The sequence below is a fragment of the Pseudomonas sp. 21 genome, from assembly GCF_000955805.1.
In the GTDB taxonomy this organism is placed as follows: domain Bacteria; phylum Pseudomonadota; class Gammaproteobacteria; order Pseudomonadales; family Pseudomonadaceae; genus Pseudomonas.
The window spans coordinates 388827-411495 of the sequence record NZ_JYOA01000004.1 but is presented as its reverse complement, the minus strand read 5'-3'; the positions used below and the strand labels follow the sequence as shown (position 1 = coordinate 411495).

Below are 22669 nucleotides of genomic sequence, written 5' to 3'. Positions count from 1 at the left end.
TCGCGCCCATGGGGCGCTCCTACAGGTTGGCTCTGTCGGTTTGGGGCGCGCGGGAGCGGGCTTTACCCCCGGCAGCGTCAAGGCAGAACACGAACGCAGGATGGTTTGGAGCGCAAGCGCTCGCCGGGGAAGGTCGCAGAGTGTGGTTCGCGAGCAAGCTCGCTCCTACGAAAAGCGGGCATAAAAAAGCCCCCGCACCGGAAGGGGCGGGGGCATTGGCGCTGATGGGGGAAGCGCCGGATCCTCGCGTGGAATCAGCGCACGACGGCGCGCAGCTCCACGTTCTCGGTGGTACGGCCGTAGACGTCTTCCAGACGCTCGATGTCGTCTTCGCCCAGGTAGCTGCCCGATTGCACTTCGATGATCTCCAGCGGGATCTTGCCCGGGTTGGCCAGGCGGTGGACCGAGGCGATCGGGATGTAGGTGGACTGGTTCTCGGTGAGCAGGAAGGTCTTGTCGTCACAGGTCACCTGGGCGGTGCCGGAAACGACGATCCAGTGCTCGGCACGGTGGTGGTGCATCTGCAGCGACAGGCGTGCGCCCGGCTTGACGGTGATGTGCTTGACCTGGAAGCGCCCGCCCATGTCCACCGAGTCGTAGGAGCCCCACGGACGGTAGACCTGGCAGTGGTTCTGGGTCTCGCTGCGGCCGGCGGCGTCGAGCTGGTTGACCACCTTCTTGACGTCCTGCACGCGGTCCTTGTGGGCGATCATCATGGCGTCCTTGGTCTCGACCACCACGATGTCCTCGAGGCCGACCACGGACACCAGCTTGCCGTTGCCGTGAACCAGGCAGTTGTGGCTGTCATGCACCACCACGTCGCCCATGGTGACGTTGCCGTCGGCGTCCTTGTCGTGGACTTCCCAGATCGACGACCAGCTACCGACATCGTTCCAGCCGGCGGCCAGGGGCACCACGCAGGCGCGGCGGGTCTTTTCCATCACGGCGTAGTCGATGGAGTTGTCCGGGCAGCATTCGAAGGTGGCGGCGTCGATGTTGATCAGGTCGCCGTCGTGCTGGCTGCGCTCCAGGGCCAGCAGGCAGGTGTCGTAGATGTCGGCGTCGTGCTTTTTCAGCTCTTCGAGGAAGCGGCTGGCGCGGAACAGGAACATGCCGCTGTTCCAGAAGTAGCCGCCTTCCTCGACGAACTGCTGGGCACGGGCTTCATCGGGCTTCTCGACGAAGCGCTCGACGCGGATGACGCCGTCCGGCAGGCCGCGCTCGTCACCGGACTTGATGTAGCCATAGCCGGTTTCCGGGCGGTCGGCGGGTACGCCGAAGAGCACCATCTCGCCTTTTTCGGCGGCGTTGGTGGCCAGCGCCAGCGCACGCTGGAAGGCGCGCTGGTCTTCGATCACGTGGTCGGCCGGAAGGATCAGCAGCAGTTCGTCACGGCCTTCGGACATGAGCTTCATGGCGGCGATGGCGACCGCCGGGGCGGTGTTGCGGCCGAAGGGTTCGAGGAGGATGGACTGGGTCTTGAGGTCCAGCGCTTCGAGCTGCTCCTGGACGATGAAACGGTGTTCCTGATTGGCTACCACCAGCGGCGGCTCCATGCCTTCGAACACCAGGCGCTCCAGGGTCTGCTGGAACAGGGTGTGTTCGCCGGTCAGGGCCAGGAACTGCTTGGGATACTGTTTGCGCGAAAGAGGCCAGAGTCGCGAGCCGCTACCACCGGAAAGGATTACTGGGATCATCGGGTTTCTCCTAAAGCGTTTGCGTTCTGTTGGCCGGACCACGTCATGCGGGCCGGCGTGCGGTTTGGGTGACCTCTCCTGTGCATGCCGTGGTTGCGGCGCACGGGGCTTGCTGCCGGTGTGGGGCCGGTCTTGTTGTTTTGCGTCGTTGTTTGGGAGCGGGGTGTAGCACCCTCTCCCCAGCCCTCTCCCTGAAGGGAGAGGGCGTTGTTCGTGCCGACTGATGCCATGGTTTCCACCTGCGCCAATCCAGTCCCCTCTCCCTTCGGAGCGGGGCGCGCAGCCAGGGTTAGGGAGAGGGCGAGTGGTACGCGTTGGCACGTCATCGCCGACCTACTCAGTCCGCCTTGACCGGACGCTTGACCCACACCGGGTTCAGCTTGCCGCTGTCACCGGTGACGTAGAGGCAGACCACTTCGCCGCGCTCGAGGGTGACGGGCTTGAGGTCGCTGACCTTCTTCGCGCCGTCGAACAGCGCCAGGTTCACTTTCACCGGGTTGATCTCGCGGTCGCCGTGGCTTTGCGGGGCGACGTTGCTGACCACTTCGGTCTTGCCGTCGGCGGTCTTCAGGGTGAGGGCCTTGCCGCTGAGGTTCTGCACGCGGACCAGGGCTTTCTGCTTGTTCTTGAACGGCGGCTCGGGCACCAGGCGCGGCTGGCCGCCGGGCTGGCTGACGAGGGTGTAGTAGGCGTCCGGATCGAGTTTCACCGGCAGGCTCTGGGAGCCGACCTTGGCGGTGTAGTTGCCCGGCGGGAGGAACTTGAAGTCGCTGGAGCCCAGCGGCGAGATATCGTTGAGGGTGGCGTTGCCGACGCTGACGGACAGCTCGCCGCTGCCGGCGTTGTAGGCCCGCACGAAGGTGGAGCCCTTGGGAGCCTGCGGGCCGTAGAGCGCGCCTTCACCGCCGGCGAAGGCGCCGAAGGAAGCGGCGCCCAGGGCGAGGGCGAGGGCGGACGACTTCAGGGTGCGAATGCTCAGTCGATTCATGCTCAGTCGGTTCATGGGGTGTACCTCCGTCTTTCTCTCTTGGGGGGCACAAGAGGTGCCCAGTTCCAGCGCTTGGTGCGCCGTGGGTGTTCGGGTCAGTGAGCGGCCTGGTTGGAGGCCAGGCGTTCGTCGCGGTTACCGTCCGCACGCAGTTGCGCCACCCAGTCCTGGTTGAACTGGCTGAGGTCGCTGTGCATCGGCAGGTAGCGTTCGGGGAATTCCCAGACCAGCAGCTTGGCCGGGGCTTTCTTGAAACCTTCGTCCTGCAGCAGTTCGAGCATCGGTTCCAGGGGGCCCTTGCCCTCCTTGGCGTAGTTGATGACGTCCGCCGACAGCGCCTGCTTCAGCGCGCCGGCGAAGTTCCAGAGCGGGTTGGCGCTGTAGCTGGTGCCGACCAGGGCGATCTGCGGCTGGGCGCTGTCGCCGAACAGGTCGCCGCCACCGCCGTTGTCAGCGGAGCCGGCTGCGGCGTCGTCGGCCGGGTGGGTCTGGCGCTGTTCCAGCTGGTCCTCGGGCGGCAACAGGTCGGTGAACAGCGGGTCCAGCGGCAGGAAGGTCAGCAGGTCGCCCTTGTGCGCGCCGCTCTTGCCGGCCTCGGTGACGAAGGTCTGGGTCGGCAGGTCGGCGCCCTGGCCCTGGCGGATGCTTTCGCCCAGGCGCTGGGCCACGGCCTCGGCGCCCAGCGGGGTCCAGTGGGTGTCGGTACGCAGGAACACCTGGCCGTTGTCCTTGGCTTTCTCCAGCGTGCCCAGCAGCTCAGGCGCGGCCATGCCGGCCTGGCGGGCGCGTTGCAGGAAGTCGTTGTAGAGCGAGGCGTGCAGGGCGGCGGGCTGCACCTTGCCGACGAACTCGGGGTAGAGGCGGGTCTTGGCCGGGATGATTGCCAGCACCAGCTTCACGCCGCGGCGCTCCAGTTCCTGCTGCACGCCGCGCACCAGCGCCCAGTTGTCGTCCAGCTGCTGTTGGGTCGGCGCGGGCTTGAACTCTTCATCGGTGAACAGCCAGCCTTCCTTGCCGATCACCACGCCGGGACGGCCTTCGTCGAAGACGGTGTAGTCCAGCGCTGCCCAGAGGTTGGTGCCCAGGCGCTTGATGGGGAATTCGTCGTCGTAGTGGCCTTCGAAGGCGTGCGCCAGCTTGCCGTTGAGCACGGTGGTGCCTTCGGCGGCGGAGAAGCTGGGGAAAGACTTCAGCGACCAGCCGGCCAGGCCCAGCAGCATGCCGCCGAAGGCGGCGATGTAGGCGTACTGCAGGGGCTTGCTGATCTTGGGTTGAGTGGTCGATTGCATGATCCGGCCTCGCTCAGAACTGGAAGTAGAGGAACGGCGAGTAGCTCTGCGCCGACAGCTTGAGCACCGAAGCGGCGAACAGCAGGAGCAGGGCGAATCGGGTGGCCAGTACCGGCAGCTGGGTCATCCAGTGCGGCTGGTAGACGGCGGCGCCGCTGGGCGAATAGGCGATGGCGGCCGGGTCCTGCCGGGCCATGGCCGGGGTGCGCGGCTGCGCGCTGGCGGGGCCGTCGGCGTTGACCTGCTCGGTCTTGGCCGCAGCCTTGGGCGCCTTGTCCTGCATCGGCTGGTGGTAGAACTGGCGGATGCCGAAGAAGGCCAGCACGAGGTAGGCGATCACCAGGGTGCCGACCTGCAGGCCGGTGAGGCTGGCGCGGTTGAGCTCGGAGAGCTGCCAGTCGCCGAAGCTGAACATGGCTTCGTACATGCGCCAGGCCACGTGCAGGTTCTCGGCGCGGAAGATCACCCAGCCGACGATCACCAGCAGGAAGGTGAAGACCCACTTCAGCGGATTGAGCACGCGCGGCGCGGCGTTCACGCCCAGGGCGCGCTCGATGGCCAGCCACACGCCGTGCCAGGCGCCCCAGATGATGTAGGTGACGTTGGCGCCGTGCCACAGGCCGCCCAGCAGCATGGTGAGGATCAGGTTGCGGTAGGTCTGGAAGGTGGTGCCGCGGTTGCCGCCCAGGCTGATGTACAGGTAGTCGCGCAGCCAGGTGGACAGGCTGATGTGCCAGCGCCGCCAGAACTCGGTGATCGACTGGCTGATGTAGGGCTGGTTGAAGTTCTCCATGAAGCGGAAGCCCATCATCAGGCCCAGGCCGATGGCCATGTCGCTGTAGCCGGAGAAGTCGAAGTACAGCTGCGCGGTATAGGCCAGCGCGCCGAGCCAGGCGTCACCCGTGGTGGGGTCCTGCAGGGCGAAGCAGTGGTCGGCCACCGCGGCCAGGGTGTCGGCGATGAACACCTTCTTGACGAAGCCCTGCATGAAGCGGGTGCAGCCTTCGGCGAACTTGTCGACGGTGTGGGTGCGGTGGTTGAACTGGTCGACCAGGTCCTTGAAGCGCAGCACCGGGCCGGCGATCAGGTGCGGGAAGATCGCCACGAAGGCCGCGAAGTCGATCAGGTTGTGGGTGGCCGGGGTGTCGCCGCGGTACACATCGATGATGTAGCTGATCGATTCGAAGGTGTAGAAGCTGATGCCGATGGGCAGCAGGATGTGGGTCAGCACGAAGGGCTGCATGCCGAACGAGGTGATGATCTCGTTGAGGCTCTCCACGCCGAAGTTGGCGTACTTGAAATAGCCCAGCACGCAGAGGTCGACCACCACGCCGAGCAGCAGCCAGCGCTGGGCGGCCTTGGTGCGTACGCCGGCGGCGCCGATGCGCAGGCCGATCCAGTAGTTGAACAGCGTGACGCCGGCGAACAGCAGGAGGAAGTCCACCCGCCACCAGGCGTAGAAGATGTAGCTGGCGACCAGCAGCAGGAGGTTCCGGTAGCGGTTCCCGCTCAGGTAGTACAAGCCGAGGAAGACCGGCAGGAACAGGAACAGGAACACGTTGGAAGAAAAGACCATTCCGCGTCTCTCTCTGGAGCTTCAAACCTTGAGTCGCTCCGGACCTTCCGGCGTCTGTTCGACGCCTTGAGGAAAGGCCGGGGCAACCCGCCAATTCCTCCCCATGTGGTGCTCAATCTGCTGCGCCCGCCCGCGTCTTTATCGCGTGGGTCGGGGGTGTTGCCGTACTCCGCGAGTGCGGGATGGGTAGCTCTTTGTAGGAGCGAGCTTGCTCGCGAACCGCCCTGAGCCGGAGCTCTCGGAGACACTGTTCGCGAGCAAGCTCGCTCCTACGGTCCCCGGGCGAATTACGCGAAGCGTTATCCGCCGTGGTTTCGTGCCATGCTCTTGGGCGCATAACCGCAAGCGGTTATGCGCCCTACGGGTCAGTCAGGGAGACGGGCGCTGCCTCAGCTCCCCGCCCCCTGACGGTTGAAAACCTTGGTCACCTCACCCCCCAGGCGGAAGCTGTTGAACGGCTCCATCTTCTTCTTCCAGTCCTGGGTCTTCGGCGCGCAGCTGTAGAGCGCGCAGTAGGGTTCCAGCCAGGCGAACTTGCTGTTCTCCTTCAGGTCCGCCATGTCCTGGTCGTTGCCGGTTTTCTCGTCGAACGCGTCCTGGTCGTCCACGCCTTGCATCACGCGGTTGGCCAGGCGCTGCAGGGCTCCGTTGTTCTCCTGGCGCAGGTCGACGCCGTTCACCTGGGCGAAGGCGGCGATCATGGTCAGCGGCGGCAGCGAGTAGTTGTGGTACGACAGCGCACGCTGGCGGCGCTTGAGCTCGTTGGGCAGGTAGCCGTCGTTGTCCACCTGGTTGGCAGCGACCTTGAACTCCTGCACGGACCAGTCGAACAGGTCGCGGCGGTTGGTCACCACGGCGGTGGACATCACCGACCAGGCGGCCCAGTAGGAGTGGTTGTTGATCTTCTTCAGCGGCAGATCGCTCCAGTCGCGCACCACCTGGCTGCCCAGGGTGCTGAACCAGTTCTCGATCTCTTTCGACTGCTCGCCATAGGCGGCCAGCGGCCGGCTGCTGGAGAACTTCAGGCGCATGTAGGACGACGACAGGCTACCCAGCGCCCATTTGCGCATGGACTTGCCGGTGTGGTTGTAGTCGCTGCTCTCCAGGGCCCCGGCCTTCGCCCAGGAATCCAGCCAGCTCATCGCGCAGTCCAGGTCGCCCTTGTTGCCGGTGCGCATGTACTGGGTGATGAGCTTGGTGGCGCCGCGCTCCATGTCGGTGATGTCCTTGATCTGGCTGCGGAACCGCTTTTCGGCGTCGGTATTGAGCGTCGAGCGCGCCGAATCCGAGCCTTCGTACTTGCTGGTGAACTGCAGGCTGCCGGTGTACGGCGTCGGCGCGGTCGGGCAGCTGTCGGCGTCCTTCTTGCTGCCCTTGTCGCCGACGGCGGAGAAGTAGCCTGGCGGTGGCATCAGGTCAGCGGCGTAGGTGGCGCTCTCGCCGCCGAACAGCGCGCCGAGCACGGCGATGGTCAGGCCGATGCGGGCGACCACGGGTGTCTTGATCTTGCGTAGGCTGGGCATGGAATTAACTCCCTCGCGTCAGTTGGCGGCCACGTCGGCCGACTTGGCTTTGGGCGTCTGACAGAGCTTGGCCTCGACTTCCAGGCCCGCCGGCATGTCGTCCGGCGCCTCGATTTCCAGGGAGAGGAACTGCTGGTTCGACCAGTCTTCGTCGTTGCGCAGTTCGAAGACGTAGCGTCCGCCGGTATCCACGGCCTTGGACTGCTCGATCTTCAGCTGCTCGCGACGACCGTTCATGTACCAGATGGTGTTCTTGAGCTCGTGCACGCCGGGGTCGGAGTAGGTGACGTCGGCGGTGTAGCTGCCCGAACGGATCGGCAGGGCGCCGCTGTTGAGCAGCACCTCGTTGCTGCCCGCGTGCAGCTTGACCTTGCGGCTGATGGCCGGCTTGCCGTCGGCGCAGCCGTTGTCCACCAGCGGCATGGCCTGGCGGTAGAAGCTCTTCTGCGCCATGTCGTAGTGGGTGGCGAATTCCCAGACGAGGATCTTCGGTGGCTTGTCGTGGAATTCCTTGCTGGTCATGTAGGCCAGCAGCGAGCTGTCGAAGCCGCCGCCGGAGACCGCGTTGTTGAGGATGTCGACCTTGCCGTACTGCTCCAGGAAACCGGCGAAGTTGTACGCCGGGCCGCTGTTGGACGTACCCACCAGCGCAACCTGGGCATCGCCGCCCTCACCGAACAGGTCGCCGCCGCCCGAATCGCCCACCGGCTCGGTTTCGAAGCGGTCGACGTACTGCGGCGCGTAGCTGCTGCCGCACAGTTGCGCGGCGGCCTTGTGGAAGGTGCCCAGCTTGGACAGCAGGCCCACGCGCTTGCTCTCGAATTCCTTCTTGGGAATGTCGTTGTAGGCGGGGATTTCCTTCAGGGTCTCGGCGACGATCTTCGCGCTGCGCATGGCGCCGTACGGCGTCCAGTGGTGGTCGCCCTTGAAGTAGTACGGGTGCTCTTCCTTCTCGTCGAACAGCGGTGAGAAGTCCGGGGTGTAGATGCCGGCCTTGCGGAACTGGGCGATGGTCGCCTGGTAGTTCTGCTTGGCCAGCTCAAAGTTGAAGCTGGCCTTTTCCTGCGGGTTGAGCTTCTCGCGGTTCACCAGGCCACGGGTGGGCTGGTAGACGACCACCAGGTCGATGCCCTTGCGCTTGAGTTCGTCGCGCAGTTGCTTGAGCTCTCGCCAGCCTTCGGCGCTGGTGCCGAAGTCGGTGCGCAGGTCGTAGGTGGTGCGGAACAGCCAGTCTTCCTGCGCCGGCACCAGGTGAGTGAAGAAGCCCAGGTACTTGGTGTTGTACGCCGCGTTGTTGGCAGCGGTGGGGCACAGCCCGGCAGCCGGCTGCGCGGAGTAGCTCGGCGCGTCGGCGGCGCTGGCCTGGTGGGCGAGCAGCAGGGCAGCGGAGAGGCCCGACAGGCGCAGCAGGTTGATGGTCAGTCGTTTCATGTGTCGGGTCCTCAATTTTGCAGTTCGGCCTGGCTTTCGACGGGGTCGATCAGCACCGCGCGTTGCTGGCGCACCAGCAGGTCCAGGATCTGGTCCTGCTTCTCGCCGAGCACGCCGTTGAAGGAGATGCCGGAGGATTTGGTCGGGCCGAGCATGGCCACCTTGTAGAGCTCCAGCGACAGCGGCGAATCCACCGACAGCGGGCCTGAGCCATTGCCGGCCAGCTTGCCGCCGACCACGATCAGCGAGACCTTGGTGTCGAACGGGTCGAGGTCGATGTTGCGGTCGGTGTCGGTCAGGTCCTTGATGTGGCCGTAGACGCCGATGAGCTTGTTGCCGGCCGCGAGGTTCTCGTACAGGCGGATGTTCACGCTGTTGCGGATGCGGATGCCGTGGCGCAGGTTGGCCAGCACCTGGTTGCCGTAGATGAGGTTGTCGCCCGACTCGTAGAGCGTGATGCCGTCGGAGTGGTTGCGATAAACCTCGTTGTAGGCCACCAGGTTGCGCTCGGAATTACGGTCGAGGACGATCCCGGAGAGGTGGTTGTCGTAGGTCTTGTTGTGGATGATCCAGCTGTCGTTGACCTCACGGGAGACGATGATGCCGTGCTTCTTCTTCGTCCCGTAGACGGTGTTCTCGGCGATGACCAGACGGTGGGAACGGTCGTGCGGGTCGATGCCGTAGACGATGTTGTTCTTGTAGGTGTTGCCGCGCACCACCAGATCGTCCGCTTCGTAGCAGTAGAAGCCGTACCAGGCGTCCTCGAAGGTCGAGCCGATTACCCAGCCCTTGGGGCGCGGGCGCTTCATGGTCTTGTCCATGCCCGGGCTGTACTGCGAGATGGAGATGCCGTAGGCCTTGGAGGCGTTGTAGCCGAAGCTGGTGAAATGGCTGTTCACCAGGTAGGCCTCGGCGCCGCCCCAGGAGATCAGGAAGGGGCGGAATTCGTTGGGCGTCTTGTACCAGGCCGGCTCGTTCTTCGCTTCGTTCCAGGCGGTGACCTTGGTGTCCCGCACGAACAGCTTGCCGTCGTTGACCAGGAACGCGCCGCGGTCCTGGGACAGGCGCAGCTCCTTGACCTTGCCATCGATCTCCAGGGACGCGCCCTGGCTGACGACGATGGGCAGGCGGGCGATGTAGACGCCCGGCTCGACCTGTTCCAGCGCGGTCTTCGGCAGCTTGCCGGCCAGCTCCGCGAGGTTGACGTAGCCACCGTCGATGAAGATTGCCTGGGGCATCTGGCGCTGGCGCTTCACCCACTCGGCAAGGCGGTTCTTGCCGCCGGTGAATTCCTTCAGCGGCTGCTGCTGGACCATGCGTTCGATGTGGGCCTGGCCGCGTTTGTTGCGCTCGATCTTCTTCTCCACCGCTTCGGCGGTGTAGCCGGTGAGGTCGGGCAGCTTGGGCGGCTCCAGGTGCAGCGGCTCGCTGGGGGCGGCGGTGACGGTGTAGTTGCCGGACTCCTTCAGCGTCTGGGTCTTGCCGGGCTCGGCGCCGGGATGTTCCTCGGCGGTTTTCTCTTCGCTGCCTTTCGCGGCGGCCTTGGCACTGCTCTCGGCCTTGGCCGCGGGCTGCGCCGCCCAGACCGGTGCGCCGGCGCTGAGCAGGCCGCCGAGCAGCAGCGCGGTCAGCGGCAGGGCGTGTAACGGGTGGCGGTTCATGGCCTTGTCTCCTTGCGCGCGGTCATCCGCCAGGCACCCGGCTACGCGCCGGGAACGGCAGAGTGCGAGCGCGGGTAGCTGACGGATGTTCATCGCTACAGTCCTCAGAAGCGCCAGATCACATCGACGAAGGCGTGGTGCATGGTCGAGTCGACATGGCTGCCGTAGGCGTCGCCGGGCTTGAACACACCGCCACGGAAGCGGATCAGCGCCGACGGCTCGTCGATCGCCTGGCTCATCGAGGCCGGCAGCAGGCCCTGCTTGAAGTACTTGGTGACGACCAGGTCGACTTCCTGGCCGAGGTCCTTGGAGTCATTCACCAGCGGCGCGGTGATGCCGCTGTTGCCGATGTCCGAATCGCTGTCCACGCGGCGGAACTTGTTGTAGATGACGCTGGCGTCATAGTCGTCGCGCAGCTGCCAGGAGCCGAACAGCGTGGCGGCCTCAAGGTTCGACAGCTCACCGCGGAAGGCTTCGCCGAAGCGGTGTGCGCGGGCGCGGGTGCCGGTGAAGTTGGAGCGGTTGCTCTCCAGGCCCGTCTGTTCGAACTGGTCTTCGCCGTTCTTGCCGCCGCCGCTGCCACGGGCGTAGGCGCCGCCGACGCGCCACTGCTCGTCGATGTTCCAGCGCAGGCCCAGGTCCGCGCCGTAGGCATCCACGTCGCCGCTCTGCTTGCCGGCGGCGACGCGGTCGCCGTTCACCGGGACGGTGGTCAGGCGGTCGCGGTTACCGGTGAGCCAGGTGGCGCTGGCCCAGTAGTTGATGGGCATCTGCGAGCGCCAGTTGTAGCCGTCGCCGTTGGCCTCGATGCCAACCCAGGTGAGGTCGCCGGTGGAGCGCTTGTCCAGCGAGTCGACGGTCTCGCCCGGGTCCGGCAGGCTGCCGCTGTCGTCGGCGTGGTGCACGCGCAGGCCGACCCAGTGCTGGGGCATCCACTGCGTGGAGATGTCGCCGAAGACGTGGGTGCGGTCCTTGTCGTCCGGCGCCAGGTCAGTGATGTCGGTGCGGTAGTCGGAGAAGCGCTGGGCGGCGCCAAGGTGGGCGCGCAGCAGGGTGGTGTCGAAGGTCCAGTTGAGGGCCTCGATGTTGGTGTCCTGCCACATGCCGCTGTCTTCGCGCAGGCGCTGGCGACCGAAGCGCAGGTGCTCGCCGGGGTACTGGGTGAGGCCGGCGTAGTCCACCCAGAATTCGCGCAGGGCGAGGTAGGCGTCGTCGGGCTCGCGCTTGTTGTCGCTGCGACCGCTGCTGTCGTTGTTGACGTCGTCGTTCTGCAGGGTGTCGGTCTGAATGGTGTCGGTGGCGGCAACCGCCTGGCCCATCACGTAGGCGCTCCACTCGCCCCATTGGCCGAAGGCCCAGGGGCGCACATCCAGGCCGATGCCATTGAGGTCGCCGCCGTGGGCGGTGCCCAGGTCACGGTCGTCCTCGGATTCGGCGGTCACCTTGATGTCGACGCCGAAGTTCTTCGGTGGCTCTTCCGCCGCGTGGGCGAGGCTGCCGAACAGGGTGCCGGCGAGGCTCAGGCCAACGCCGAGCATGGCGGGGAACAGACGGGCGCGGCGGACAGCGGAAGCCAGAGCGCGCGGCTGAACTCCATCGACGAGAGCAAACAGCGGGGTGGTCATCGGGTCGGTGCGCTTCATAGATTTTCTTGTTCCTGGTTGTTCTGCAGAAGGCTGACGGTGGCTTGCCAGTTGGCGCCGCGAGCCTGTTCTTCACGCTTGAGCAACTGCTGGGCCGCACTGCGGTCGGCCGGCTGGATCTGCGGTTCGATCTGCGCCATCAGGTCGCTGGCGGTGGGCACCTGCTGGCGCTGGGCGAGTTCGCCGAAGACGTAGGCGTTGACCAGGTTCGGGCGGATGCCGCGACCCTGCGAATAGAGTTGGGCGAGGGCCATGTCGGCGCTGGCCTGGCCGGCGCGGGCGGCGATGATCAGATGGTCCACGGCTTTCTGCGGGTAGACCTGGCCAAGGAAGCCGCGGCGGTAGATCTGGCCCAGGTAGTAGTGCGCCTGGGGTTCGCTGGCGGCGGCCTTGAGCAGGTGCTGCTCGGCCTTCTGCGGCTCCTGCGGGGCCCACTTGCCGTCGTAGTAGAGGCGCCCGAGCAGCAGCTCGGCGCGGGGCTGGGCGGCGTCCTGGGCTTTCTTCAGGTAGTCGAGCATCTGGTCGAGATCGCCCAGGTCGGGGTTGTCGTACTGCAGCTTGGCCAGGCTGACCCAGGCGGCCGGGTAGGTCGGCGCGATCTCGGTGAGCAGCGCCTGCGCGGCCTGCGGGTCGGCGGTGCCGATGTTCGGGTCGGCCAGCACGCCGGCCACCGATTCGACTCGCTCGGACGGCACGCGGCCGGCCTTCCAGCCTGCCTTGAGTGCTTCGATGTGGGCCTTCTGCTTATCCGCGTTGCCCTGCTTCTGGTACACGGTGGCCAGCTCCATCCAGCACACGTCCATGCGGTTCAGCCAGCGCTGGCAGACCTGCTCGACTTCGGTGAGGTGCTGGTCGTAGGTGCCCTGGGTGCGGTACAGGATGATCTGCGCCAGGTCCGCCTGCGGCAGACCCTGGGCGCGCCACTGGTCGATGCGCTGCTGCGGGTTCACGTTCGGCCAGGCCTGCGGGTACTGCAGGTAGAGGACGATCAGCGGCACCAGCGCGCTGTCCTCGCCCTCGTTGAAGGCGCGGCTCAGCAGCTGCTCGGCTTCGCGGTGCTCGGCGTCGGTGCCGCCGGGCTTGGCCGCCAGCCACTTGCCCAGGCGGGCGCGGGCACGCGGCGAGCTTTCGGCGGCTTCGCGGTAGAGCTTCTCGGCGCGGGCCTGCTCGTCGGGGTCGCCGGTGGCGGCCTGCATGTCGGCCAGTCCGACCTGTGCGTCGGCGTAACCCATGGTGGCCAGGGCCTGGAAGTTGGCCTGGGCGGTGGCGATATCGCCGCGGTCCAGGGCCTCCTGGGCCAGGCGCTGGTCGGGCAGGCCGGCGCATCCGGCGGCTGCGGCGATGGCCAGTGCCAGGGCTAGGTTCGGGGCAAGTCGTGAGACAGGTCGATTCATGCGGGCGGTCCTCTTAGCGGGCGGTGGCCAGGGCCATCGCCTTGTTCAGCAGGGTGCGGCCCGGCAGGCCGCCGATGCTGACTTCAGTCGGGCGGCCAGCCATCTGGCTGTCGAGCGGCTGGTCGGGGGTGATCTGCACGCGGATTTCCGAGGACAGGTCACCGTCCACCGGCGCGGTGCGCAGGATGCGGCCGCCGCGCACTTCGCTGTCGCCGGCGACCTGGAAGTTCACGTGGGTGCCGGGGGAGAGCTCGGCGGCGTTGCGGTAGGGGAAGCGCGCCTCGACGGTGGCGGTGCTGTCGCGCGGGGTCAGGGTGAAGATCACGTCGCCCTTGTTGGCGAACTGGCCGTTGGCGACGCGCTGCTCCACCACGCGGCAATCGCACGGGCTGGTCAGGGTGCCTTTCATCTGGTGGCCGAAGAGCTTCTCGATGTTGCTCGGGTTGAGCTGCTCTTCGGTCAGGTTGCCCTTGAGCAGGTCCAGCAGGTTGGCGGAGAAGGAGGCGATCGGCGCGCCCTTGGCGACTTCGGCACCGGGCTCCACCAGGCTTTCCACGGTGCCTTCGCGGGGCATGGTGATCTGCTGGTTGGCCACGCTGACCACGCCCGAGTCGGCATGGGTGACGAAGTACAGGTTGTAGATCTGGTTGAGGATCACCGCGAACGCACCGACGCCGACCACGAAGATCGCGGTGCTCACGGTGACCGCGCGGAAGCGGCCGAAGAAGCCCATGCCGCCCGAGCCTGCGCCGTGCTTGCGGGCCTTGGTGAAATTCTCGCGCTGCAGGGTGTTGAGCATGTCGCCCACGCTCACCACTTCACCGGCCAGGTAGGAGGTGATCAGGTAGCGCAGGGCGGCGATCTCGCGCGGCTTCAGGTGCTGGAATTCGCAACCGACGCGGCTGGTTTCGCGGTCATAGGAGCGCACCTGGAATTCCACTTCGAGGGAGAAGCTGATGCTGTCGATCTGGAACAGCAGCTTGCCCTTGTGCAGGTCGCCGACCTGCACCGGGGTGCTGTTGCCATTGCTGGCCGGGGAAGTGAACGCGAAGCCGCCGGCGGACAGGTCCAGCAGGCGGGCGTCGACGCCCTCGCGGTGGGATCCGATGTAGCGGATACGGGCGGGCAGCTTGACCCGGGCGTGCTGACGCTGGGCTTCGGATTCATGCACGACATTGACGTTGACGGCGGTATTCATGAGGTCGAGTCCTGTTCGTTAATGGGAGAGGCTCTGCCAGAAAGAGTCTTCAGACGATGGTCAGCAAAACGGCGACGAAAACGCTGGCTGCGGAAAAGGTCATGGCTCGCGAGGACCAGGTGTTGAACCAGCGCTGGAAGCTGGCCAGGCCGCGGTCGAGCTTGGTGTTCTGGCGGGTCCACGACTGCTGGTCGAGGCGGAAGAACACGTAGATCTTCACCAGGGCACCGACGATCTGGTTGTAATAGAGGATCGCGGGATAGGCCGGCCCGATGTGGTGGCCCGACAGCGACAGCAGCAGGGTCAGCACGAAGCGGGTGATGCCGATCCACAGCAGGTAGATGAGCAGGAAGGCGATGCTGTACTTGATGCTGGCGATGATCGCGGCGACCAGGCCCAGCAGGCAGGTCCACATCGACAGGCGCTGGTCGAACAGCACCACGCTGGTGAACCAGCCCAGGCGCTGCGGGCCCAGGGCCAGGGCGCGGGAGTTCTGCCGCAGGTTGTTGCCGTACCAGCGGAACATCAGCTTGCGGCTGGCCTTGATGAAGCTCTTCTCCGGCGGGTGCTCGACCGTGTTGATCGCTGCATCCGGCACGTAGAAGGTGTCGTAGCCCAGGCGCATCAGGCTGTACCAGCTGGACTTGTCGTCACCGGTGAGAAACTGGAAGCGGCCCAGGCGCCAGTGGTCCAGGTGGTCGCTTTCGACGTCGGTGATGAAGTCCGGGTCGGTAACCACGGCGGCGCGGAACACCGACATGCGCCCGGTCATGGTCAGCACGCGCTTGGACAGGGCCATGGAGCACATGTTGATGTGGCGCTGGGCGAAGCGCAGCTTGTGCCACTCGCTCATCACATAGCTGCCCTGCACTTCGCAGAATTCGTTGGTGGTCAGGCCGCCGACGTTGGGGAAGAGCTTGAACCAGGGCACGGTCTTCCTCACCACGCCCGGTTCGAGCACGGTGTCGCCGTCGATCACCGCGACCACCGCGTCTTCGTCCGGCAGGTGGCGGGAAATGGCGCGGAAGCCGTGGGCCAGGCCGTCGCGCTTGCCGGTGCCGGGGATGCGCACGAAGTCGAGGTCAACGTGCTCCGGCGGGTTGAGCTTCTGCCACTGCTGCTTGATCAGCACCTCGTCGGACATCTCGACGATGGAGCACACCACGGTGGTGGGGTAGCCGCAGGCAATGGCTTCTTCGATGACCGAGCGATAGACCATCGAGGTGGTCAGCGCGTCGATGCGGAAGCTGGTGACCATCAGGTACACGTGGGACGGGTCGGCCGCCTCGCCGAGCTTGCGCATCTTGCGGCGGTAGTGCGGGTAGACCACGTAGAGGAACAGCATGCCGCGCAGGAAGTGCAGGCCACCCATGGAATAGCGCCAGATACCGACCGCGCCGATCAGCAGCAGGAAGTCTTTGGACTCGGCGTCGAATACGGTCGGCGGCACCAGCAGCGCCAGCAGCATCAGCAGGCTGAGGAAGACCAGCCAGCCCGTGGCTTCACCGATCACTCGTTTGTAGGTTTCCATCGTCGGGCGTCCATCTGTCGCGTTATGGGCGTGGAGAGTGGCGCTCTTGTAGGAGCGAGCTTGCTCGCGAACCCGCCTGGCACGGTGTGCGGCGCAGAGCGTTCGCGAGCAAGCTCGCTCCTACGAAGAGCTCACGGCGCTTACCAGCAGATGCCTTCGGCGCGCTCGTCGCTGACGCTGGGCATGAAGCCGATCAGGTCGACGACCTTCTTGCCTTGCGGGGCCTGCTTCACCACGTCGACGAACAGCTCGTCGCCGTTGCCCAGCACCAGCACGTCGGAGGACTTCACGACCGCGTCCAGGTCCGAGACCAGCAGCGAGGAGACGTGCGGGATCTTCGATTCGATGTACTCCTTGTTCGCGCCATGGACGCGGGCGTACTCGACGTTGCGGTCGAAGATCTGCAGCTCGTAGCCTTTGCCGATGAGCATCTCGGCCAGCTCCACCAGCGGGCTCTCGCGCAGGTCGTCGGTGCCGGACTTGAACGACAGGCCGAGCAGGCCGACCTTGCGGCTGCCGTGGGCGGCGATGATGTCGAAGGCCTTTTGCACCTGGTGCTGGTTGCTGCGCATGATCGAGCCGAGCATCGGGTGTTCGATGTCCAGCTGGCTGGCGCGGTAGGTGAGGGCGCGTACGTCCTTGGGCAGGCAGGAGCCGCCGAAGGCGAAGCCGGGCTTCATGTAGTAGCGCGACAGGTTCAGCTTGCGGTCCTGGCAGATCACGTCCATCACCTCGCGGCCGTCGACGCCGACGGCCTTGGCGATGTTGCCGATCTCGTTGGCGAAGGTGACCTTGGCGGCGTGCCAGACGTTGCAGGTGTACTTGATCATCTCCGCGACCTCGATGGTCTTGCGGATGATCGGCGCGTCCAGCTCGCGGTAGATCTCTTCCAGCAGGTCGCCGGTCTGGGCGTCCAGTTCACCGATGACGGTCATGGGCGGGAAGTCGTAGTCCTTGATCGCGGTGGATTCGCGCAGGAACTCCGGGTTGGTGCCCACGCCGAAGTCGGCGCCGGCCTTCTTGCCCGAGCAGTCCTCGATGATCGGGATCACCACGTTGTTCACGGTGCCCGGCAGCACGGTGCTGCGCACGACCACGGTGTGGCGCTCTTTCTTCTCGCGGATGGCGTAGCCGATCTCGCGGCACACGGACTCGATGTAGCCCAGGTCGAGGTCGCCGTTCTTCTTGCTCGGGGTGCCGACGCAGATGAACGACACGTCGGTGTCCAGAACGGCCTTCTTGAAGTCGGTGGTGCCCGACAGGCGACCGGTGCGGATGCCCTGCTGCAGCAGAGGCTCCAGGCCCGGCTCGACGATGGGCGATTTCCCGTTGTTGATCAGATCGATCTTGGTGGTGGACACATCCACCCCAACGACTTCATGGCCTCGTGCGGACAGGCAGCCGGCACATACTGCGCCAACATACCCAAGACCAAAGATGCTGATACGCATCGCATTCACCTCTTCAATGGTCGAACTGTTTAAGTTGCCCCGTGGGCGTTTTAAAGGGTGCCCCGAAGGGCGCTTTATTCAGGTTGAGTGAACCCTCGGAAGATGCTCTTTCGAGTTCTTCCGTACTTCCTTTCAGGCAGGCATGGGAATCGAGTGCTAAACTTTCGAGCACAGTCTTGGGGCAAACTTTGAATAGTTGCCCTGTTATGTTTCAGGCGGATGGCAAAGTTGGTGCGTTCTCCGTCCTGGCGTGCTCAAGTCTGGTTAGATGATTGCCTCGTCATCTGGAAAGTTCATTTATTTCATTGAGTTAGGTGTTTAGTTCAATCGCTGATTGCTAATCGAAATAACCTTGGAACCTAATCTCCAATTTCACACCGAGGCACTTTCAGGTCGCCATCGATGGTCGTTGCGCAAATAGGATTTATCTCAAATGCGGTTAGTTCCTTCCGCTCATCTCGCCTCTGAAATGATTTGAAATATCCAATTGATATCACTTGATGCTGGATTAATGGCCATTCGCGACCTGGTCTTTCCAGTGCAAAGTGCATGGTCGGGAAAAGTTCCATTGAATTTTTCGTTAAAAACGACCGTGTATCGTCGTCAAGACATTCGTTCAGCTGCCGTTCAGCTTTCTCTCTTGCAAAGTGCAATCGTGAAATGCATGTCATGGCCAAAGGCTGTTAATGGCCAATGGATTACAAGGGAGGGGGCGAATCAGGACGATTTCCATCCTTCCGACCGGTCCGGACGGTCGAAAAAATTTCTCACGATTAATCCTGAAGCAGACGAACGGTCATTTTGACCATTTTCGCCGTGTGGGCATTAGGGGGTGTTTTGAGCAGGAAACGTACAGGTCGAGCCTTCGTGACCGGGTGGTTTCATGGTCAATGGCTTACAGGCCACTTGGTATCAGGGGGCATTTCGGGCGGGAAATGAGAGCGAAAGCCTGCAACTCCCTGGTAGGAGCGGGCCATGCCCGCNNTCGCGCCCATGGGGCGCTCCTACCGGTGGGCGCTGTCGTTCGGGCTGTTCTGGTGCGACAGGGGGCGGAAACGAAAACGGGAGCCCTGATGCGGTTTCAGGGCTCCCGTTCGGTGCAGCAGGTGGGGCAGATCAGTCTTCAGCGTGGTCGCGCAGGAACACCAGCTGGTCGGCCTTGGAGTGCTCGGCGCTGTAAGCGTAGCCCGCGTAGTTGAAGTCCTTCAGGCCCTCGGGGTTGCTCAGGCGCTCCTTGATCACGTAGCGCGCCATCATCCCGCGGGCCTTCTTGGCGTAGAAGCTGATGATCTTGTACTGGCCGTTCTTCAGGTCCTTGAACTCGGTGTCGATCACCCGTGCGTTCAGGGCCTTGCGCTTCACCGCGCCGAAGTACTCGTTGGAGGCCAGGTTCAGCAGCACGTCGTCGCCCTGCTCGGCCAGGGACTCGTTCAGCCAGGCGCTGATGCGCTCGCCCCAGAAGGCATAGAGGTCCTTGCCGCGGGTGTTGGCCAGCTTGGTGCCCATCTCCAGGCGGTACGGCTGCATCAGGTCCAGCGGGCGCAGTACGCCGTAGAGGCCGGAGAGCATGCGCAGGTGGCGCTGGGCGAAATCGAAGTCGTCTTCGCTGAAGTCCTCGGCCTGCATGCCGGTGTAGACGTCGCCCTTGAAGGCCAGCAGCGCCTGCTTGGCGTTGGCGGGGGTGAAGTCCGGGTGCCAGCTGCCGAAGCGCGCGGCATTCAGGCCGGCGAGCTTGTCCGACAGGTGCATCAGTTCGGCGATCTGCGCCGGGGCCAGTTCCCGCAGGATGCCGATCAGCTCCTGCGCATCGTCCAGGTGCTCGGGCAGGGTGAAGCGCTGCGTCACCGGCGCGGTGTCGTAGTCCAGGGTCTTGGCGGGGGAAATCACCATCAGCATCGTGCGGTCTCCTACAAGCGAGCGGCGATTGTAAGGAGTCGCGGGCGTTGTCTCCACCTATGGGGACGATTAGCTCCTCCATAGAGGAAGGCGCAGGGCGCAAGGACCGGGCCTGGCGCGGCGCGCGCTGCCGGGACGATGGACTAAGGGACTGATCCGTCGAGGGAAAGACAGGGAAACACAGGAGGTGGGACCCCTAAAGCTAGCGCTGTCCTTGGCCCTCGCCAAGGTATTTCGTCGTACGACGAAAAAAACCTTCTTAGGAAGGAAAAAGACTTTTTATCGTCATGTTTTTTCCTGTATTTGTTGAGACGTAGACCGCCGAACCCTGCAGACAGGTGGCGGCCCCGGCCCGGCCCGTCCTCTTCATGCAGTTCTCTCGATTCCTGCCCTGATCCCAGGCTTCGAGAGCAGGTGGTTCGCAGCACGGCGGAGCGCTGTAGCGGCATTCCGTCGAACGCCCCCACAAGAGGTGACCCGCGTATGGATGACCACGGACGCTCCCGCCCCACCCAGCCCACCCTGTACGTCCTCGACACCAACGTCCTGATCCACGATCCCAACGCCTTGCTGAACTTCCAGGAGCACCACGTCGCGATCCCGATGACGGTGCTGGAGGAACTGGACAAGCTCAAGACCGGCAAACACACCGTGGCCGCGGAATGTCGCCAGGCGATCCGTCTGATCGACTCGGTACTGGGCGAAGCCTCGCCCGAGCAGGTCGAGGATGGCGTGCCCATCCAGCGCGGCAAGAGTGGCCCCTGCGGCAGCCTGTCGATCCTCATGAGCAAGCGCGCCGAGCCGATCACGTGGCTGCCCGAGCACCTCAACGACAACAAGATCATCAACCAGCTAGTGGAGCTGAAGAGTCGCCATAGCAGCAAGCGCGTGGTGCTGGTCACCAAGGACATCAACATGCGCCTGAAGGCGCGTGCCTGCGGGGTATTCGCCGAGGACTACCACACCGACCAGCTGGTCGATGACATCAACCTGCTGTCGCGCGGCTACCACTCGCTGAGCGGATCGTTCTGGGACCGCGTCAGCAAGGTGGAGACCCGCCAGGACCGCGGCCGCACCTGGCACCGCGTGCAACTCACCGACAACCTGCCGGCGGTGCACATCAACGAGTTCATCGTCGATGAGCAGGGCTTCGTCGGCTGGATCAAGGGCATCGACCAGGACGAGCTGACCATTCTCGACCTGCACCAGGAGCCGCTGCTGCACCAGGAAGCCTGGGGCCTGCGTCCGCGCGACGTGTACCAGTCGCTGGCGTTGTACGCGCTGCTGGACCCGGACATCCACCTGGTCAACCTGTCCGGCGCCGCCGGCTCGGGCAAGACCATCCTCGCCCTGGCGGCCGCCATCGAGCAGACCATGGTCACCAAGCGCTACAAGCGCATCATCGCGACCCGCAGCGTGCAGGGCCTGGACGAGGACATCGGCTTCCTGCCCGGCACCGAGGCGGAAAAGATGGAGCCCTGGCTCGGCGCGATCACCGACAACCTCGAAGCGCTGCATTCGGATGATGAGTGCACCCACGGCAGCGTCGACTACATCCTCAGCAAGGTGCCGCTGCAGTTCAAATCGCTGAACTACATCCGCGGCCGCAGCTTCCAGCAGAGCCTGATCCTGATCGACGAGTGCCAGAACCTCACTCCGCACCAGATGAAGACCATCATCACCCGCGCGGGCAACGGTTCGAAGGTGGTCTGCCTGGGCAACCTGGCGCAGATCGATACCCCCTACCTGTCGGCCACCAGCTCCGGCCTGACCTACCTGACCGAGCGCTTCAAGGACTTCCCCCACGGCGTGCACGTGACCCTGCAAGGGGTGCCGCGCTCGGTGCTGGCAGAGTTCGCCGAAGCGCACATGTAAGCCACTTCCACTCACTCGGCAGGGCCCGCCATCTGGCGGGCCTCTTTATTCCTGCTTCCAGGCTGTTCGCGAGCAAGCTCGCTCCTACAAGAGCATGTCGCGCCGGACCTGCAGGAACGAGGGGACGCCCAGTTCTTGCTCGCGAACCCCGGCCACGCCGGAGCTGGCCCGCGCATACCTCTTCTTGTATACAATCCTCCCCCCAACGCGCCGCTCGCCGGTCTGCCGGCCGCGCGCGTCGGGGTTAAACTGTTCCCCTGATTCTCCGGAGAGTGCCCACCCGTGCTGACCCATCTCGATTCCCAGGGCCGCGCCAACATGGTCGATGTCACCGAAAAAGCGGTGACGTCCCGTGAGGCCGTGGCCGAAGCCCGGGTGCGCATGCTCCCGTCCACCCTGCAGCTGATCCAGGGCGGCGGCCATCCCAAGGGCGACGTGTTCGCCGTGGCACGCATCGCCGGCATCCAGGCAGCCAAGAAGACCCATGAACTGATCCCGCTGTGCCACCCGTTGCTGCTCACCAGCGTGAAGGTCGAACTGGCCGCCGAGGGTGACGACACCGTGCACATCGTTGCCCGTTGCAAACTGGCCGGGCAGACCGGTGTGGAGATGGAAGCGCTGACCGCCGCCAGCGTCGCCGCGCTGACCATCTACGACATGTGCAAGGCCGTGGACCGCGGCATGACCATCGAAAGCGTGCGCGTGCTGGAGAAGCTCGGCGGCAAGAGCGGTCATTACGTTGCTACGGAACGCGTGGCAGGAGACGCCCCATGATCCGCGTGCAGTACTTCGCCCGCTACCGTGAAGCCCTCGGGCTGGATGGCGAGCAACTGAACTGGAGCCAGTCCCTGGCCAGCCTCGATGACCTGCGGCGCCTGCTGCTGGAGCGCGGCGGCGCCTGGGACGTGCTCGGCGAGCAGAACCTGATGTGCGCACGCAACCAGGAACTGTGCTCGCTGGACGAGCCCCTCGCCGATGGCGACGAGGTGGCGTTCTTCCCCACCGTGACCGGAGGCTGAATCCATGGCGATCCGCGTCCAGCCGGCGGCGTTCGATCCGGGCGCCGAACTCAACGCGATGCACGCCGCCAACGTCGGCGTCGGCGCGGTGGTCGGCTTCGTCGGCTACGTGCGTGATTTCAACGACGGCCGCGAAGTGGGCGGCATGTTCCTCGAACACTACGCCGGCATGACCGAGAAGGCGCTGGCGAAGATCGAGGTCGAGGCCAATGAGCGCTGGCCGCTGCTGCGCCTGGAGATCCTGCACCGCATCGGCCGCCTGGAGCCGGGCGAGCCCATCGTCTTCGTCGGCGCCGCCAGTGCACACCGCCAGGCGGCGTTCGATGCCTGCAACTTCGTCATGGACTACCTGAAGACCCGCGCGCCGTTCTGGAAGAAGGAAGACACCACCGACGGCCCGCGCTGGGTCGAAGGCCGTTGCAGCGACCAGGAAGCCGCCGACCGCTGGAAGAGCTGAGCCGGCTGGCTGCAGGGCTTCCCTGTAGGAGCGGGCCATG

Annotated in this window: 17 protein-coding genes; 4 read left to right on the top strand and 13 right to left on the bottom strand. The window is 64.9% G+C overall.

The window, feature by feature from the left end; translation table 11 throughout:
* Positions 1–254: 254 nt before the first annotated feature.
* From UB43_RS11520 to yaaA, 13 genes are all read right to left on the bottom strand, one after another.
* Positions 255–1697, bottom strand: coding sequence for a mannose-1-phosphate guanylyltransferase/mannose-6-phosphate isomerase (locus UB43_RS11520; RefSeq protein WP_045210753.1), 1443 nt, complete (start codon positions 1695–1697; stop codon positions 255–257).
* Positions 1698–2034: 337 nt separating this feature from the next.
* Entirely contained in the window at positions 2035–2685 is a 651-nt protein-coding gene (locus tag UB43_RS11515; RefSeq protein ID WP_045211319.1) for an alginate O-acetyltransferase AlgF, read from the bottom strand.
* A 95-nt stretch (positions 2686–2780) separates the two neighbouring features.
* The gene (locus tag UB43_RS11510; RefSeq protein ID WP_045210750.1) at positions 2781–3974 is read right to left on the bottom strand and encodes an alginate O-acetyltransferase; all 1194 of its coding nucleotides are present in this window, start codon (positions 3972–3974) and stop codon (positions 2781–2783) included.
* 13 nt (positions 3975–3987) lie between these two features.
* Positions 3988–5550 carry an MBOAT family protein gene (locus UB43_RS11505; protein WP_045210748.1) on the bottom strand — a complete coding sequence of 521 codons (1563 nt, stop codon included), beginning with the start codon at positions 5548–5550 and terminating at the stop codon, positions 3988–3990.
* Positions 5551–5939: 389 nt separating this feature from the next.
* Positions 5940–7055, bottom strand: coding sequence for a mannuronate-specific alginate lyase (locus UB43_RS11500; protein WP_045211315.1), 1116 nt, complete (start codon positions 7053–7055; stop codon positions 5940–5942).
* Positions 7056–7091: 36 nt separating this feature from the next.
* On the bottom strand, positions 7092–8504 hold the full coding sequence (locus UB43_RS11495; RefSeq protein WP_045210746.1) for an alginate O-acetyltransferase: 1413 nt from the start codon (positions 8502–8504) through the stop codon (positions 7092–7094).
* A gap of 11 nt (positions 8505–8515) precedes the next feature.
* Positions 8516–10165, bottom strand: a complete 1650-nt coding sequence (gene algG / locus UB43_RS11490) for a mannuronan 5-epimerase AlgG (protein WP_045210743.1) — start codon at positions 10163–10165, stop codon at positions 8516–8518.
* Between the two features lie 104 nt (positions 10166–10269).
* Entirely contained in the window at positions 10270–11703 is a 1434-nt protein-coding gene (locus UB43_RS11485; RefSeq protein ID WP_045211313.1) for an alginate export family protein, read from the bottom strand.
* Between the two features lie 101 nt (positions 11704–11804).
* The gene (gene algK / locus UB43_RS11480; RefSeq protein WP_045210741.1) at positions 11805–13202 is read right to left on the bottom strand and encodes an alginate biosynthesis TPR repeat lipoprotein AlgK; all 1398 of its coding nucleotides are present in this window, start codon (positions 13200–13202) and stop codon (positions 11805–11807) included.
* A gap of 13 nt (positions 13203–13215) precedes the next feature.
* The gene (locus UB43_RS11475; protein WP_045210738.1) at positions 13216–14400 is read right to left on the bottom strand and encodes an alginate biosynthesis protein Alg44; all 1185 of its coding nucleotides are present in this window, start codon (positions 14398–14400) and stop codon (positions 13216–13218) included.
* A gap of 49 nt (positions 14401–14449) precedes the next feature.
* On the bottom strand, positions 14450–15931 hold the full coding sequence (gene alg8 / locus UB43_RS11470) for a mannuronan synthase (protein WP_045210736.1): 1482 nt from the start codon (positions 15929–15931) through the stop codon (positions 14450–14452).
* Between the two features lie 140 nt (positions 15932–16071).
* Entirely contained in the window at positions 16072–17382 is a 1311-nt protein-coding gene (gene algD / locus UB43_RS11465) for a GDP-mannose 6-dehydrogenase (RefSeq protein ID WP_045210734.1), read from the bottom strand.
* 1116 nt (positions 17383–18498) lie between these two features.
* On the bottom strand, positions 18499–19278 hold the full coding sequence (gene yaaA, locus UB43_RS11460) for a peroxide stress protein YaaA (RefSeq protein WP_045210732.1): 780 nt from the start codon (positions 19276–19278) through the stop codon (positions 18499–18501).
* A 483-nt stretch (positions 19279–19761) separates the two neighbouring features.
* Here yaaA and UB43_RS11455 point away from each other — a divergent pair, with 483 nt between their 5' ends.
* From UB43_RS11455 to moaE, 4 genes are all read left to right on the top strand, one after another.
* Positions 19762–21153 carry a PhoH family protein gene (locus tag UB43_RS11455; RefSeq protein ID WP_017519020.1) on the top strand — a complete coding sequence of 464 codons (1392 nt, stop codon included), beginning with the start codon at positions 19762–19764 and terminating at the stop codon, positions 21151–21153.
* Between the two features lie 282 nt (positions 21154–21435).
* Complete coding sequence (gene moaC / locus UB43_RS11445; RefSeq protein ID WP_045210722.1) at positions 21436–21927, top strand: cyclic pyranopterin monophosphate synthase MoaC; 492 nt, start codon at positions 21436–21438, stop codon at positions 21925–21927.
* Entirely contained in the window at positions 21924–22172 is a 249-nt protein-coding gene (locus tag UB43_RS11440; RefSeq protein ID WP_045210719.1) for a MoaD/ThiS family protein, read from the top strand. Before moaC ends, UB43_RS11440 begins: the two co-directional genes overlap by 4 nt.
* Positions 22173–22176: 4 nt before the next feature.
* Positions 22177–22629, top strand: a complete 453-nt coding sequence (gene moaE, locus UB43_RS11435; protein WP_045210717.1) for a molybdopterin synthase catalytic subunit MoaE — start codon at positions 22177–22179, stop codon at positions 22627–22629.
* The last annotated feature ends 40 nt before the right edge of the window (positions 22630–22669 follow it).

Bases quoted from the DNA above. Each gene is read 5' to 3' on its own strand.
- UB43_RS11520 (WP_045210753.1), bottom strand. From the start codon at position 1,697: ATGATCCCAGTAATCCTTTCCGGTGGTAGCGGCTCGCGACTCTGGCCT.
- UB43_RS11515 (WP_045211319.1), bottom strand. From the start codon at position 2,685: ATGAATCGACTGAGCATTCGCACCCTGAAGTCGTCCGCCCTCGCCCTC.
- UB43_RS11510 (WP_045210750.1), bottom strand. From the start codon at position 3,974: ATGCAATCGACCACTCAACCCAAGATCAGCAAGCCCCTGCAGTACGCC.
- UB43_RS11505 (WP_045210748.1), bottom strand. From the start codon at position 5,550: ATGGTCTTTTCTTCCAACGTGTTCCTGTTCCTGTTCCTGCCGGTCTTC.
- UB43_RS11495 (WP_045210746.1), bottom strand. From the start codon at position 8,504: ATGAAACGACTGACCATCAACCTGCTGCGCCTGTCGGGCCTCTCCGCT.
- algG (WP_045210743.1), bottom strand. From the start codon at position 10,165: ATGAACCGCCACCCGTTACACGCCCTGCCGCTGACCGCGCTGCTGCTC.
- UB43_RS11485 (WP_045211313.1), bottom strand. From the start codon at position 11,703: ATGCTCGGCGTTGGCCTGAGCCTCGCCGGCACCCTGTTCGGCAGCCTC.
- algK (WP_045210741.1), bottom strand. From the start codon at position 13,202: ATGAATCGACCTGTCTCACGACTTGCCCCGAACCTAGCCCTGGCACTG.
- UB43_RS11475 (WP_045210738.1), bottom strand. From the start codon at position 14,400: ATGAATACCGCCGTCAACGTCAATGTCGTGCATGAATCCGAAGCCCAG.
- alg8 (WP_045210736.1), bottom strand. From the start codon at position 15,931: ATGGAAACCTACAAACGAGTGATCGGTGAAGCCACGGGCTGGCTGGTC.
- algD (WP_045210734.1), bottom strand. From the start codon at position 17,382: ATGCGTATCAGCATCTTTGGTCTTGGGTATGTTGGCGCAGTATGTGCC.
- yaaA (WP_045210732.1), bottom strand. From the start codon at position 19,278: ATGCTGATGGTGATTTCCCCCGCCAAGACCCTGGACTACGACACCGCG.
- UB43_RS11455 (WP_017519020.1), top strand. From the start codon at position 19,762: ATGGATGACCACGGACGCTCCCGCCCCACCCAGCCCACCCTGTACGTC.
- UB43_RS11440 (WP_045210719.1), top strand. From the start codon at position 21,924: ATGATCCGCGTGCAGTACTTCGCCCGCTACCGTGAAGCCCTCGGGCTG.
- moaE (WP_045210717.1), top strand. From the start codon at position 22,177: ATGGCGATCCGCGTCCAGCCGGCGGCGTTCGATCCGGGCGCCGAACTC.